Here is a 15885-nt window from a genome sequence, read left to right on the forward strand (position 1 = left end):
CACGGCGTTCCATCTTGCTACTTTTTGAACAACAGTGCCAAGTTACTCTTTTTACGGTATTGGTTTACCTTCTGGATCATGCTTCCTGTAAGATTAAGCACTCCTAAGAGTTTTATAATCGTTTCTTGATTCGTGGCATGGATGAGTGTATGGACGTCATTATGCAAGATTCTCAGATTGCTGTAATTGTCCATTCCGCCCATGTGAGACGGAAGATGATGATGACAATGTACTTCGTCAGCATAAAGAAATATCCCCGTAATTTCGCACTTGCCCTTCACCATGTTGTATCGGCTGATTCTGTTGTCCAGATACTCCACACTACGTTTTGGATTGTCTGACTTCATCAACTTTGTCGTTTCAGACTTTGTGAAGCTATCCATCATACTCGTAATGTTTTTCCGTCCTTCAGCAGTAAAGGGGGTTATCTTTTGGCTGAAGTTGAGGTTGTTTGAGGTGTTTACGTCCACTATTGGATATAGATAAACCCCGTCAACTTTAAACGTCCGGTACCTCGTTGAGTAAAATCGCCTATATGTAAGGGACGGATGATCTGGATGTTCGTATTTGCCAATGCGTTTCAGACGATTATAAGTGAACTTTTTCAGGTCATAGGCAATTCGTGAGAACTCAATAAAAACATGTGTGGCTTTCTTAAAGTAATTGTGAATCCCTAGTACAAAACTATTGAACCTATATACATTACCAGCCGTGGGTGATTGTTTTATTCGTTGAATAAGTTTTTTGTATTGCACTTTGATGTCTTGTTTTTTCTTATCAATCAACCCGGTATGTGCTACAGCTTGTTTCCCCTTCAATGTAGCCTTTATGGTGAAACCAAGAAATTCAGATTTTTTCTTTCTCAGGTTCTGAATTTTCGATTTCTCGGGGGAAATATCCAATTTCAAACGGTTTTTCAGATAGAGTCTTACAGCATGATACCATTTCTTAGCGGTTTCCCAGTTACGACAAAGGATTTTGAAGTCGTCGGCGTACCTTACGATGAACCCTTCTTTAAGTTTGGTCTTTTTGAGACCGTTGTATCTGTTCCTTTGGGTGTATACATGTTTGGTCGGGAAATTCTCCCATTGCCCAGAAACCCAGATGTCGAGGTCGTGCAGGGCAATATTAGAAAGTAGAGGGGATAAAATTCCTCCTTGTGGAGTTCCCTTTTCGGGCTTACCTTCCCCTTCTATCTCCGCTGTTAGCATTCGGCTGATGACTTGTAAGACTTTCCGGTCGCGTATTCCGAGATTCCATAATTGCTTTATCAAAATTCTGTGGTTAATGTTATCAAAGAAACCTTTGATATCGATATCTACGATAAAGTGTAGTTTGCTTTTGTTAACCAAGAACTGAACTCTTGCCAAAGCATGGTGTGTAGATCGTAAGGGTCTAAACCCGTAACTATGTTTGTAGAAATGTGCTTCAGCAATAGGTTCAAGTATTTGTTTGAAGCATTGTTGTATCAAACGATCAATGATACATGGAATTCCTAGTGGTCTTTTCTTTCCATTAGGTTTAGGAATGTAAACGCGTCTGACCTTTTTGGGCTGGTAATTATTAAGTTTCGCTTTGACCAGGTTCACAAGTTCCAACTCTGTCATTGGTTTAAGTTTCTCAATTGTTTTGCCGTCTGTTCCTGCTGTTTTGGAGCCTTTGTTCGATTTGATTGTGCGGTAGGCAAGAAGGATATTGTCTCTTGAAGTAATTAATTCATAGAGACGATCAAATGTCTCTCCTCGTTTAGCTCTCGCGTGCAAGTCGGTAAAGGTTTCCGTCAGGTTGTAGTAATCCCAGTAACGTAGAGCCTGTATTGTGGCAACCTCCTGTATGAGATTGTCCCCACATTCTTACCTGACCGATACAGTTCACTTTTTGGAAAGTTGTTAATTCAAAGTATCAAGACTCAGGGCTATTCCTCCGCTTCCATTACAGAAGTTTCATAGGTCACACCCTTACTCTCACAAGGATAGATGCATTTCGTTACCTTATAGCAACCGTCTGGGATGGCAGTCCTTCATTGCGACGTCCCTTGCTTTCCTTGTTCCTTCTATCCTAGCTATCCGTTTTGCCCTTAGGTGTCTCCTTTGGACCTGCAAGTTGGATACCGCCATAGTTCGGTATAGCGCATTTCCTAACATGTAATCGTACTTTGCGCCGCTTGCCCCAACATTCGTTGGTCAACATGTTTCCATGAGGTAGGCATTTAGATCCTTACATTCAGAGATTCGTCAATCCTTTGAGGATATCCTCACCATAGACAATTTTTCAGCCATCCGGCATATCGGTAAGCTTACCTTCCATTATGGTGGTGGCTATAGCTTCTTTCTGCCGACTTCACCTAGCTTCATACGTTGTATCCTGCCGAACAAAACGCATGTAGGAGTATTAATGGTACAGTTTCGGAAAAACATGGATTCTTCATTCCTGTACTTGGATAGAAAGTTAGACATCCGTGGATGTCCTTGCGTTTCCTGATTACTCAGTTATAGCAAAACAAGTCGCACACATATTACCCTTTGTTTTGAGGTCAAACTTGATATGGTATCCTGTTTTGACTGCCACATTTTTGAACCCCTGCACAGGATGACTGCCTGGACGAATCGGAAGAATGAACGGAGCTAAATTCCCTCTGGGGTCCCCATCTATACCGTAAAGGCCCGTCCAGTAGCCGACTCCTGTAGGCTCTGGACTGCCCATCTGCTTACGAAATACATTCTCCCAGTTATAGTCGGAAATATCGGTCACGCGAAAATCATACAACCGTCCGATGACTTCCACAGGTACCGTGTCTGACGCTACATGATGCGCCAGATTCGTATTGGCATCCTGCTGTTCAGTGAAGTTCGCTGGTGCATTTTCGGCAATATTGCGGAACTCGACTTCATAGTCCCCCTCATCCACCCAAACCGGAAGATAAAAGGGAGTATCCAGCTGATTCACTGGAATATCTACCCACGTCTTGGCGGGGATGAACTGGCTGCGACCTTCGTTATAGACATCAAACGGGAACCGCACCTGCTTGATACGAAAATACTTGGCGTAGTCCCGGTTTCCGTAGCCGGGGTAACTTGCAGCATCCAAATGCTGCCCCGAGGTCGGGATTCTTACGATAAACGGACGCTCCAGAATGAGCGCTGCCCGGTTTATATTCGGAGTCGTCTTCTGGTTATGTGGCTGGTCATCCGATACCCAGGCGTAGTTCACGACAGGTGTATGTACCGTGACCGTATTTATGCTGTTGATTGGAAAAACCTTGTTGATTCCCCCATTTACATTGCCCGGCAACAAATCGTAATAAATTTCGCCGGAACTCGTGGTATTTGCCTTATTTATGAGCGTATTGCTGATCATGTTATTAGGCTTATACAGTACATCACCGTTAATAGTAGTCGGATTAGGAATATTAGACGGAATTGGCCCATCCTTCGTCGTTTCCGAAGAACTCATGATCGTTGGACCATTAAAATTGACCATATCATTACTCACTTTGCTTTGGGGCGTATTGCTTTCAGCCATCCCTTTAAGCGTGGATGTGTGATCCGGAAGAGATGGTGGAGAGTTCAATCCCCCTGTTAGAAGTGGTGGAGAAAAAGTGATTGATGATGTATTAGCTGGTCTAACGTGACTATTAACATCCGCATCATTACTCGAATCAAGTGATGGTGGCGTATACCCTGAAGGTGTCATGGTGACCTTCCCACCAGGCAAGGCATAGTTACTCATTTCAGCCTGCTTTATCTTGTATACTTCCAAATTATTAATTTGCCAGTACGAGTAATCCCTGAATAATTGGAATGTATATGTTTTGGACTGAGTATCCGTTTTTGTCACCGGAGGTCCTGGAGTACAACCAGTTTCAGTACATACTTGAGGACCGGGTACTGTCCATTGACGTGCATACGTAACTTCAACAGTACAGTCATATGTGGTCTTTCCAGACATTTTTCCCCAATCCTGTTTGAACAAATATTCATCAGCTAACGTGTTGGTATAAAGAGATTCAGTTGTTGGAATGCCTTTAAGAACATCGAATTTTTCGGAATCCCTGTCGTCAGCCCGAATAACTCCATTGGCACCTGGGTCCATGTCACTTTGCCTCATAACTGTCCCTGGAGAAGGACTTCCAATCGTCCAACTGCATTGTCCCGATCCATTACCTTCAGGAATTTCGGGTTGATTGCCTCCTCCGCCACTGTCGGTGCATGAAGCACCCGAGCCAACTGTCATCTCAAAGCTATCCTTTTCATCAAGCGCTTGGGTAGCGTCAACAAAGTGTGCAGTAATCGTTGCTGTGCCAGTTGGGGCAACCGCTGCTACTAATCCAGAACTATTAACCGTCATCGTAGATGTGTTAGAACTTGACCACGTGAGCTTGGCATGGCTTTGTAGGGGCCAAACACTTCCATCTACCTTTGTCAAAGTTGCTGTTAACTGAGTTGTTCCGTTTGGAGCTACGCAAGTGTTACCGCTGATCTCGAGTCCGGATGTTCCATCTGCATACGTAACTTTCAATTTCTTATCCTTGTATACGTAGGTGTAGGAATCAAAGTCGGCTATGAATTTCGAAAAGTACCATACTTGTTTTGCTCCTGGATTCGCCCAGTATTTCCTATAAGTGTCATTGTTAAATGTTTGTTTAAAGCTGATCGTAATCAAGTTCAAGTTTGGTACGTCAACGACTTGACCTGCAATGGTACTTGCATCAGTGTAGCCCTGAGAGCCATGTACATCATCTATTGGAGACGTTTTGTCGATAGTAATTTTAGATGCTACTACATCGATTTTGGAAATCCCAGCATCTTGAACCCATATTCCATCGAGTGAATTTCCATCAGCAACAATATAAAAACCCTTGGAACGTGGAATATCAGCTGCTAGGTTAGGATCTGTACATCCTGGAAATTTCGGTAGATCGGCACCAAAACTTACGCCCGTGTTAGGGTTTTTGTTTTCCGTTGGAACTCCGCTTGGACAGTATTGGCTGGGTTGACTCGTAGTAACTGATACTCGTCCTCCCCCAGCACGCCAATATTTTCCGTTAAAGTTTCCTGAATCGCCAGCTGTCCATCTGTCCCAATAGTAGACACCGCCATAATTTGTATTATTTATAGAGCTTACTTTATACCTCGTTCCATTTAATGTGTCAGTTAACTTATCAGTTTCAGTAAATTTAATTTTCCCAGAAGGTATGGAAACTGAACGGAGTACGTCGCCAGACTTGCTCAACCACTCTAATTTCTTTATGATTTTTCCAGCTTTTTCAGGAATAATGATTGGTTCTGTCGATAGTGAAGGCTTATCTGAGAAAAGAAGCCCGCCATATACATATCCGTTCCCATTCATCTTATAATCAATAATCTCAGTAACCTCTCCAGCAGCTATTGCGGTATTAAGAAAACAGCTTGGTGGCAGAAGTTGAAAAATGAAAACTGAGAGCAAAACTATGGGAAGAATTCTGGTTTTCAAAGGACCACATCCTTACCTATTAAAGCTTGGATACTGCTAGTCTACTTTGATAGACAGGAGATCCAGCAGTAATTGTTTCAACTCCAACTTCCAATAATCCATTATGGGAAAATCCACCTTTTGGAATCACTAAACCGTATATTTCCTTATTAGAATCCTTTGAGCGAATAGGCATTGCTTCGGTAAGTCTTTCTTTACTTGATGTTCCATTATATCCTCGAACAGAAAGGGCAAGTCTATTCGTTCTATATCCTTGTGGATTCTTATTAACTGTCAGTTCGGAGTCAAGTAACAAGATATAACACTCAGCATTGTCAGCGAATTTCATTTCTTGTCCCCCGTAGAGCCAGAAGAACTTATCTTTGGATGGAAGCAGTTTTCGATTAGGGTCTTTCGGGTCATTCCAATCAATTGCAATCAGACTGTTTACGCGACCCTGAACAGAGCCGTTAGGGGCTGAAACGGTAAGGTTGGACTGTTTCCATGATTCAATACCAAATCTGTGATTGGAGTTTTTCGGACCATTAAATATTTCTTCTGCAACAGTGAAAATATTGGTCTTGTGCCAGTACAGTTCCGCAGCCGCGACAGCATACTTATCAGATACCAATGTCTTGCCATCCTTTATTGACAAAACCCGTTCAATAACAGCAATTGCTTGAGCGCGAGTTGTAGTTCCCTCTGGCGAGATTTCACCTGGTGCCGTGCCTGTGATAACACCGTTCTTGGTGGCCAAGTACATCCATTGTTTGTCTTCTACGTCGGTAACCCCAAGTGCTCGGACAGCTACTTTTGACATTTCCTCCCGAGACATTGGCTTTGTCCAATCCGAATTTGAAAAGTCGCCTGCTTTATAGATCCCTGCTGATTGGGCAGCGTTGACGTACGAGATATACCAGCTCCCGGATATAGAACCGACCTCCAGATCTAAAGCAGATACCGTCATTTTCACAAATTCTGCCCTGGTAACTATATTGTTGGGCAGGAATTTCCCATCTGGGAAACCATCGACATAGCCTCGCTGAATAGCCTGAAGTATACTGGACTCTGCCCAATGGCCAGTAATGTCTTTGAATTTTTGTACAACCTTGATGTCGTCGGTAATTGCAGCTATTACGGGTTGTGGGCCGATAGATGCTTGTGCGGAAAGTAGAGTTAGTGCAGCCACTCCTGTTAATATTACTTTTTTCATTTTCTTTCCTCCTATGTACCTTAATATGGGGCAAACTTCTGCTTAATGCTGCTTGTTCAGTACTCTCGTATTTCTTTTCAAACCAAAACCTAAATTTGTCATAATAATCAATATTCTACCATGTCAATCTAGGCGATAGGTATTGTTTTTTCAAGACAAACCTCCTCCCTAAGAACTAATTCACCTCTTAATGCACAAAAAAAGGCCACGAATCCGCAGATTCATAGCCTTATTCTTTAAGGTGTAATCACTGTTTAATTTTGTAAAAAAATCACTCTTATAGAATAAACGATTCCATTCCATTTGACCACTCTTTTTTTAATTACTATTACTACTTTCCGTTTAGCTCAGCATAAGACGCTTCAAATTCGGAAATCAGCTGGTCTCCGCCGGATTTTCTCCAGTTCTCCACTTCCTGCTCCCATCCAGCATCATCAATTTTGCCCATAATGTACTTGGTCTGTGCATCCCAGATCATCTGATCCAGCTCCTGGCCGCGCTCCGTATAGATGGCAGAGGACAGGGTCAGCGCCGGATTCGGAATGGCGTACTGCTCATTCTCCCGCGCCATCTTCGTGCCCTTCATACCGATCGGTACATCGACAAGCTCAGCCACGTTATATCCTTCAACGCTTAGCAAATTGTCACGATACGGCTTCACTTCGCGCTGATACCCGTCGAAGTCCTTGAACTCGGTTTTGCCATCCGAAGTCTTCGTATAGTGTACATCCTCAAGACCCCGCAGCTGGAGCGTACTGAGGGGTTCGTCCAACAGTTGATCCAGGAACGTCAGCACCTGTTTTAACTGTTCTTCGTCCGATACGGAAGCTTTGGGAATGACAAGCATGCCATAATTCCCCGGTTCCCCGGCAATTCGAATACCATCCGGTCCCTGAAACGGAGCCACATCAATCTCGCCATCCGGCACGTTTGGTGTCAGCCGCTGCTGGAATGACTTTCCGTTCTGGGCAACACCGTTCAGCTTCATGGCTACCAGACCGGAGTCAATTTTTTTGTCCGCATCGGAAGGGTCCAGCGCAGGAAAGTCACTGTTGATCAATCCCTCACTGAACAGACGCTTGAACAGCTTCATCGTGTCCACATATTCTGTGGTCAGGAATTCGGGCGTAAGTTTGCCCGCGTCGTCCACACCCCATTTGTTCACCCCACCGATACTTACGGCGATTCGTGTAAGCGGAGAGGATACACCTTCGTTGTACTTTTTGAACAGCACCGTTCCATACGTATCTTCCTTGCCGTTACCATCAGGATCATCCTTGCGAATGGAACGCATCACTTCGTACCAGTCATCCAGCGTTTTCGGTACATCCAGCTTCAGCTTGTCAAACCAGTCCTTGCGGTACACCATGGCTGTACGCCCGATATCGCGAAAGTTGGGCACTCCGTAAATCTTGCCTTCGATCTTGATATTGTCAAAATAAGCCTCGTTTTGAGCTGACAGGTTTTTATAATCCTTCAGGTAAGGTCCAATTTCCCAGAACAGCCCCGTTTTGGCTGCATTAAATGTTGTGGGTACATAATTCACCCGCATAATGGTTGGCATCTCGCCCGAAGCTACCATGACGTTCACTTTATCATCAAAAGCAGACTGCGGAATCCACTGTACATTGACATCCGTGTTGGTATATTCCTCAATCTTTTGTTCAATCCCATTCTCCTTGGCCGGCACATCACCTACCTGCATCAAAGAAATCGAAATGGGAAGCTTGCCATCCCCTGCCGCAGGCGCTTTTTCTCCCCCACAGCCTGCAAGCAGTCCAGCGGACATTGCACCAACCACAACTAATCCACCTAAACGGGACATCTGACCTTTTGGACTCATGAACCATCTCTCCTTTGGATAACGAAATTGTTCAGGGTACGCACAATGAATGCGCTATCATAAATGAGTCTGAAGAAAAGAACTAGCGTGTCGCCAGTTCCATCTCCACTCCTGCCAAAATAAACGGAGCAACCGATTTCGGATCATTAATCCGAATGGATTCAGTCACATAATACTCGTATGACCCGTCACGATACGGGGTACCGCCCAGACCTGCTCCTCCGTTACACTGCGTCAGGGACAATACGCCTTCGCGATCCGTTTGCAGCAGATGCTGCAGCAGACCCTGATACCCCTTTTCTGCAATCGCTTTGAACTTGCCACTCAGGTAACCCTGCCGTACCCCCTTAGCCAGTGCGTAAACAAACATGGAGGATCCCGAAGCCTCCAGATAGTTGCGCTCACGCCCCGGCTGATCAAGCAGATGAGGCCATAGCCCGGACTGTTGGTCCTGTACATGTACAAGCGCATTCGCTACACGTTCGAAGATCCCCACAATCTGGCCGCGCTGCTCATGATCTACAGGCAGATGATCCAGTGTATCCACTACCGCCATCACATACCAGCCCATCGCCCGGCTCCATACATGCGGAGAACATCCGGTTTCTCCCGAACTCCAGCGCTGTTCCTTGCTCTCATCCCAGGCATGGTACATCAGACCGCTGCGTGGATCCCGTGTACGCTTCTCCACCAGCAGCAGCTGTAATGCCGCCTTGTCAAACCACTTCTCTTCGCCTGTAGCGGCACCATACTGTGTTAGGAACGGAGTGGCCATATAAAGCCCATCCAGCCACATCTGGAACGGATAGACCTTCTTATGCCAGAATCCACCTTCACTCGTACGGGGCTGCCCCTTAAGCTGGACCATGAGCAAATCTACGGCTTTACGGTACTTCTCTTCACCGGTTTTGTTCAGCAACAGGAACAATGATTTTCCCTGGTTAATCTGGTCCAGGTTATACTCCTCGACTGCATAGGAGCGAATTGAGCCATCTTCCTGAATAAAATTATCCATCAGTTCACGGATGTAATCGAAATATTTTTGTTCACCGGTATGGGTATACAGCTCTTCCAGCGCTTTCAGCAGACAACCATTTTCATAATGCCAGGTCGGATACAGCTCATGATTGCGATAACTTTCCATGAACTGTTCAGCCATCCGTACTGGTGTGAATTGCATTGTTTCTTTCATGGGGTTCCTCCGCTTCCGGCTTTTTATTTAGCCTGTTTTTTGTAGTCCTCGGCATATTCCTCACGAATTTTGGTACCGCCCGCATTGCCCCAATTCTCAATTTCCTGTTTCCAGCCATTTTCATCGATTTTGCCCATAATATATTTGGTCTGCGCATCTGCAATCATCTGATCCAGATCTGCCCCACGGTCACCATACGTAGCCGAATACAAAGTTAATGCAGGGTTTGGCACAGCATGTTCTGCCAGCTCTTTGGCAAGTTCCGTACCCTTCTCACCCAGTTCAGTATCTTTCAACTTCGGCACATTATATCCTTCGACGTAAGGCAGGTTGTCACGATAAGGCTTCACTTCACGCTGGAATGCGTCGAAGTCGCTCATCTCCACCTGATCTTCGCCAACCTTCTTGTAATGTTTATCTTCAATACCACGCATCAGCAGCGTCGCCATCTCGGGGTCCATCAGTTTATCCAGGAAAGATAACAGGTTTTTCAGCTCTTCCTCCGATTTCACCGTTGCTTTCGGGAAAGCCAGAATGCCGGAGTTACCCGTCTGCCCTGCAACGCGGTCACCATTCACACCGAGCAGACCTTCAATGTCTACCACGGCATTCGGGTCGTTCTTGGACAGACGCTCTTGCTGGCTCTTCCCGTTCTGGGCAACACCAACACGGATGCCAGCTACGCCTGTATCAAATTTCTTCTCCGCTTCTGTGGAGTCAAATACGGCAAAGTCCTGATTCAGCAGCTTCTCACTGTACAAACGTTTCAGCAAATCCAGCACCTGCATATACTCTGGTGTCATGAATTCAGGTGTAAAGCTGCCGTCATCCTCTACTTTCCACTTGTTTGGAGCACCAAAGCTCACGCCAAGACGTGTAGTGAAGGAGTATTGATCCTCGTTATATTTTTTGAAAAGCATCAATCCAAACGTATTATTCAGACCGTCTCCATCCGGATCGGAGGTTGCCAGCGTCTTAATCGTTTCATACCATTCATCCGGTGTCGTTGGTACCTTGAGATTCAGTTTATCGAACCAATCTTTACGGTAAATGACCGTTGCACGGGCAATATCAGAGAATCCGGGTACCCCATAGATTTTGCCTTCCACTTTGATATTGTCAAAGAAACGCTCGTTTTGTGCAGACAGATTTTTATAATCCTTCAGCAATGGTCCAACTTCCCAGAATACGTCGTTACGCATTGCACTCGTCACAGTCGGGTTATACTGTACTTTCAAAATTTTGGGCATATCGCCGGATGCAATCATGACATTAATTTTGTCATTGTAAGCCGAAGCCGGAATCCACTGAATGTCCAGCTTGGTATTGGTATACGCCTCAATCTTTTGCTGGACCTCATTCCCTTTGCTAGGTACATCTCCCACCTGTACGATTGCAATGGACACGTTCTGAACGCCGCCCTCGGCAGCCTGACCTTCATCCGATCCACACCCTGCCAACAGACCTGTCACCAGTGCCAGTGTGCTCAAAACAGCTGCGGCTTTCTTTATTGTTGCTTTCATCAAACGAAAACCTCCCCTTTTTATATACAGTCATGATCCAGTTCCGATAGTCAAACGTATACCAATTTAACCTTTTACCGAGCCCAGCATCACTCCTTTGGCAAAATGCTTTTGCAGGAACGGGTAGACCAGCATGATTGGAATCGTGGAGAACACGATAACGGCCATTCGAATGGTAAGCGGCTGAATCTCGGTCTCTTCGATACTCGTATCTCCGATCCGGCTCTGGGCCAGGATGACAATCTCACGCAGCCACACTTGTACGGGCCACTTTTCACTATCGTTGATATAAATGACAGCGTTGAAGAAGCTGTTCCAGTGAGCCACCGCGTAAAAGAGTGAGAATGTAGCCATTGCCGGCATCGACAAAGGCAGAACAATTCGGAACAACACACCCACATCGTTACATCCATCGATTTTGGCGGCATCCTCCAGTTCGTCCGGAATGGCCTGGAAGAAGTTTTTAAGTACGATCAGGTTGAACGCACTAATTGCGGTAGGCAGCATCAGAGACCATAACGTATCGGTCAGGTGTAATGATTTTACGACAAAGTAGGTTGGGATCATCCCACCGCTGAACAGCATCGTGAACAGCACACCCAGCAAGATCGGCTGACGGCCACGCAAGTATCTTCTGGAGAGCGGATACGCCATAAGCGACGTAAACAACAGGTTAAGCAGCGTACCGATTACGGTGATATAGATCGATACGCCCAGACTGCGAATCAATGTGTCTGTAGAGAAGATGTAGCGATAAGCGGCGAGGGAAAATTCTTTCGGAAAAAGAATGAATCCTCCTTTGGCCACTTCATGCGGGCTGGTAAACGAGACGGCCAAAATATAAATGAACGGGATAACGGTCACGATTCCGATTAATAGCAGAAAGCCATGATTGAGGATATCAAAGATCCGGTTGCCCCACGTTTTATCCTGTTGCATCTTAATGTTCACTCCTGTCTGGTGAAGAACGTCTGCTGCCAAGCGTTAGTAGACGCCTTCCTCCCCGAATTTTTTGGCCATCGTGTTGGCACCTAGTACAAGCGCAAGTCCAACCACCGACTTGAACAAACCGACAGCAGCACTATAACTGTACTGTGCCTGTGTGAGACCTTTGGTGTAGACATAAGTATCGAATACCTCACCCACATCCCGGTTCGTCGGCGTCAGCATCAGGAAGATTTGTTCAAAGCCTGTATCCAGGAAGTTGCCCAGACGCAGAATGAGCAAAATAATAATCGTGCTGCGGATGGCAGGCAGCGTAATATGCCACGTCTGTCGCCAGCGATTGGCACCATCCATCCGTGCAGCCTCATAGAGCTGTGTATCTACACCAGACAGTGCCGCCAGGAAAATAATCGTGCCCCAACCGACCTCTTTCCAGATGGATTGTCCAACAATCATCGTTCGAAACCAGCCGGGCTCCAGCAGGAAAGCCACTTTTTGTCCCGTCAGATTATAAAGTAATTCGTTAATGGCGCCGCCCTCGGTTGTGAACAGCATGTAGAACACACCCACCACCACAACCCAGGAAACAAAGTGCGGTACATATACCAGCGTCTGTACAAATCGTTTGAACCGTTCACGGCGAACTTCATTCATCATCAGTGCCAATACAATGGGCAGTGGAAAGAAGAACACCATATTATAAATCGCTAGCAAAAACGTATTCCGGAACAAGGTCCAGAACTGCGGTTCCCCGAAGAAACGCTGGAAGTGCTTGAATCCTACCCAGTCGCTGCCCAGAATGCCCTTGTAAGGCGTGTAATCCTGAAAAGCCATCGTAATGCCGTACATGGGTATATATTTGAAAATAACAAAGTAGAGCACGCCCGGTATCAACATAATATAGAGCCACCGGTTTTTGATAATGTCCCTCCACAGCAGGTTTTTGTCACTGCGGGTAGCGGGCCGTGTCCGAGCCGCCGTTTCGGCTTTCATAGTGTGTTCCTCCCCACATTGGAAACGATTACAAAATATCACTTCCTGAATTCATGTCTTCATTGTGGAGGATAAACGGGTAACTGGCTATCGTCTCGTTTTAGCTTCTTGTTTTCCCTTATGTATCAAGGGTTTAGGACGTTTATATCCCTGGGCTGCTCCCCTCAATGAACCCCATTTAACCTCCGATATTCCTGTCTTAACTCTGCTCCAATCACAGTAAAAAGGCTGACCCTGAAACAAAGAAAAACCTGCCTGCCATGGCAGGCAGAGCAGGTGGCTATTATCGCTGCTGCTCCCGGTATTTTCCGGGGGTGGTTCCAGTAATTTTACGAAAGGTTCGGATAAAAGCGGTGGGGTTCGTGTAATTGAGTTTCTCAGCAATCTCCGATATTTTCAGGTTGGTCGTCTGCAGCCAGGTTTTGGCTTTTTCCATCCGATATTCGGCCAGGTATTCCGTAAAATTCACACCAGCCTCCTTTTTGAACACACGGCTCAGGTAGACTGGATGAAAATTCAGTTCTTCTGCGCAAGCCTCCAGTGACAAATCGCGATCATAACGCTCCTCAATCAGTCGAATCATCCGGCGGGCTATATTCAGATATTGAGACTCTTCCTGTTCGCGCCAGAATCGAATGACAGGTTGGAATAAACATTTGCGGAACCAATTCGTCATTTCATCCAATGTGGACAACTTCAACAATCGAGCCATGGAAGCTTTTTCACCCAACACTTCCGCAACATTACCACCCTGCTCCTGCACAAGCTGGTACACACGGGACAACAGCTGAACCATGATAACGGGGTACTCGCTGAAGTGCAGCTTCTTGTCTGCAAGCAATCCGAGATACCGCTTAAAGTACACATCCGTTTTCTCCTCGTCTCCTTGCTTGAGTGCAGAAGCCAGCTGGTCTTCAATCATCCTGAGCTGTGTATATAACGCTGCCTCCGTCTGACCGCGCGGCTGAATATCCTCATAATGCAAAATAATACGGCTCCCCAGACTTACCCTGCCTTGCAGAGCCTCACGACTCTCCTGATAAGCTCTTGGTGAATCACCTATTGCAGAATAGGAGCGGCTGATACCGATACTTACGGGCAGATTCAGATAGGTTACGACCCGCTCACGAATCAATTCGGCTTGGGAATGCATCCATTCTTTGAGCTGTACTTCATCCTCCAGCACGGAGGCCAGCACCGTAACCTGGGCGTCATCAATCATGACAGGGGCAAATCGAATATCCGAAGGCAGCAGCTCACCGACCATATTGTTTAATGCGAACAGCAGCAGGTCCCGGTCCTGCTCTTCATACCTTGTCCCTTCAAGGGTATCGATCTGAAGCGTGAGTACCCCTAGCCGTGACCAGGATGTCGGAAAATCATAGAGCTGTCCCTGATATCTGAAGTCATCTTCCGATATTTTGCCTGTAAGCAGTTTGGTCATAAAAAATTCCTGCAAATGAACATGCTGACCCTTCATCTGCTCACGCATCGTTTTCTCCGAGCTGAATAAGGTTGATAATCGCTCTTCGATGTATATAAATTCATCCTGACGGCGTCCCGACGGAGCCACTGGAGAATCCAGTCCTTTCGTAAACTGCAGAAGTCTGGAAATCGGAGAATACATCTTGCGGCTGCCGTAGATGGCTACCAGTCCTGTCACACATAACATGACCAGTGTAGCCACTCCCGTAACCAATGCAATTTTCTTCGACTGAGCGGTTATCTGACCCAGCGATACAACGGACACATACAACCAGCCATTAAGTGGGGATTGCCTGTAGCTAACCGCCACCTGACTTCCTTCTACTTCTGCACTGAAGAAGCCCTCCGAGAGTCCCGTCGTTTGTACCTTTTCATGGATTTCCTGATTCAGCGCATCGTATTTCCCGTCTTGCTGTGTATCGTTTAGAAAATATTTCTGCTCCCGATCAAGGACGTACATATCTCCTGAATTTGAATTTCGACTCAGAAATGTACTTAGCTCTGTATCAGCTATGTCTATAACCAGAAATCCCTTGGGTTTCACATTCGTTGGGATCATCGGAATCTTGAATACCATGCTGACCACATTGTCAGATGAAATAAGGGTAGGCGCGGGTTCTTGTGCCGCTTCACCCACTCCGGCCGATACTGGCACACTACTTTCTTTGGTTGAACTCACATTTTGCGTCACCCAGAACAGGCTGTTAGTATATTTCAAATAGGAGCCAATCCGGTCCCGAATACTAAAATCATCCAACTTTCCAAAGGATCTCATCGAAACGACCCAGTCTTCATCCAGATTCACGAGATAGGCCTGATCAATATTTGTAACCGATTGCAAATTATTAAATCCGGAGGTCAGATCACGAATGTCCTGGAATTCGCTGCTGTCCAACGGTTTTTTCATCGCTTGTAAAACCAATGGAGAATTCACATATTGGATGGACGACAATTGCAGACTGCGCAGCACTTGCTCTACCCGCATTTGGGTCTGATGCAGAATCTGCAAATTACTCTCACGTACCTTCTGCTCAATGTCACGCGAAGCAATCGAATAGGAGACTGAACCAATAACAATGACCGGAAGGGCTCCAAGAATCATGGTAAAACAGAGCAAACGCAGCAGATATTTAGGCAAAAAGAGCATCCTCCTTTGTGTTCATTTTGCGTTATTTGAACGAGAACGCTTTCGGAATTACTTCCCGATCTCATGCAAAACGTATGTATAATATCGCTTTCA

The 15885-nt window shown here is 45.8% G+C and carries 9 protein-coding genes; all 9 read right to left on the bottom strand.

Annotation, left to right across the window (positions count from 1 at the left end):
• Positions 1-17: 17 nt before the first annotated feature.
• On the bottom strand, positions 18-1817 hold the full coding sequence (gene ltrA, locus Q0V21_RS07750; RefSeq protein ID WP_301878453.1) for a group II intron reverse transcriptase/maturase: 1800 nt from the start codon (positions 1815-1817) through the stop codon (positions 18-20).
• Between the two features lie 664 nt (positions 1818-2481).
• Positions 2482-5472 (bottom strand): DUF5704 domain-containing protein, encoded by a 2991-nt coding sequence (locus Q0V21_RS07755; RefSeq protein WP_301878290.1) that lies wholly within the window; start codon positions 5470-5472, stop codon positions 2482-2484.
• Positions 5473-5491: 19 nt separating this feature from the next.
• On the bottom strand, positions 5492-6664 hold the full coding sequence (locus Q0V21_RS07760; protein WP_301878291.1) for an S-layer homology domain-containing protein: 1173 nt from the start codon (positions 6662-6664) through the stop codon (positions 5492-5494).
• A 331-nt stretch (positions 6665-6995) separates the two neighbouring features.
• Positions 6996-8507: an extracellular solute-binding protein gene (locus Q0V21_RS07765; RefSeq protein WP_301878293.1), complete on the bottom strand. Its 1512-nt coding sequence runs from the start codon at positions 8505-8507 to the stop codon at positions 6996-6998.
• A gap of 82 nt (positions 8508-8589) precedes the next feature.
• Positions 8590-9699, bottom strand: a complete 1110-nt coding sequence (locus tag Q0V21_RS07770) for a glycoside hydrolase family 88/105 protein (RefSeq protein ID WP_301878295.1) — start codon at positions 9697-9699, stop codon at positions 8590-8592.
• Positions 9700-9722: 23 nt separating this feature from the next.
• Complete coding sequence (locus tag Q0V21_RS07775; RefSeq protein WP_301878296.1) at positions 9723-11222, bottom strand: extracellular solute-binding protein; 1500 nt, start codon at positions 11220-11222, stop codon at positions 9723-9725.
• A gap of 66 nt (positions 11223-11288) precedes the next feature.
• Positions 11289-12161: a carbohydrate ABC transporter permease gene (locus tag Q0V21_RS07780; RefSeq protein WP_024633116.1), complete on the bottom strand. Its 873-nt coding sequence runs from the start codon at positions 12159-12161 to the stop codon at positions 11289-11291.
• A 45-nt stretch (positions 12162-12206) separates the two neighbouring features.
• Entirely contained in the window at positions 12207-13160 is a 954-nt protein-coding gene (locus Q0V21_RS07785; RefSeq protein ID WP_063566889.1) for an ABC transporter permease, read from the bottom strand.
• Between the two features lie 283 nt (positions 13161-13443).
• A complete protein-coding gene (locus Q0V21_RS07790) occupies positions 13444-15783 on the bottom strand; it encodes a helix-turn-helix domain-containing protein (RefSeq protein WP_301878298.1) in 2340 nt (779 codons plus the stop codon).
• Between the last annotated feature and the right edge of the window lie 102 nt (positions 15784-15885).

The sequence above is a fragment of the Paenibacillus sp. 11B genome (assembly GCF_030487755.1).
GTDB lineage: Bacteria > Bacillota > Bacilli > Paenibacillales > Paenibacillaceae > Paenibacillus > Paenibacillus vandeheii.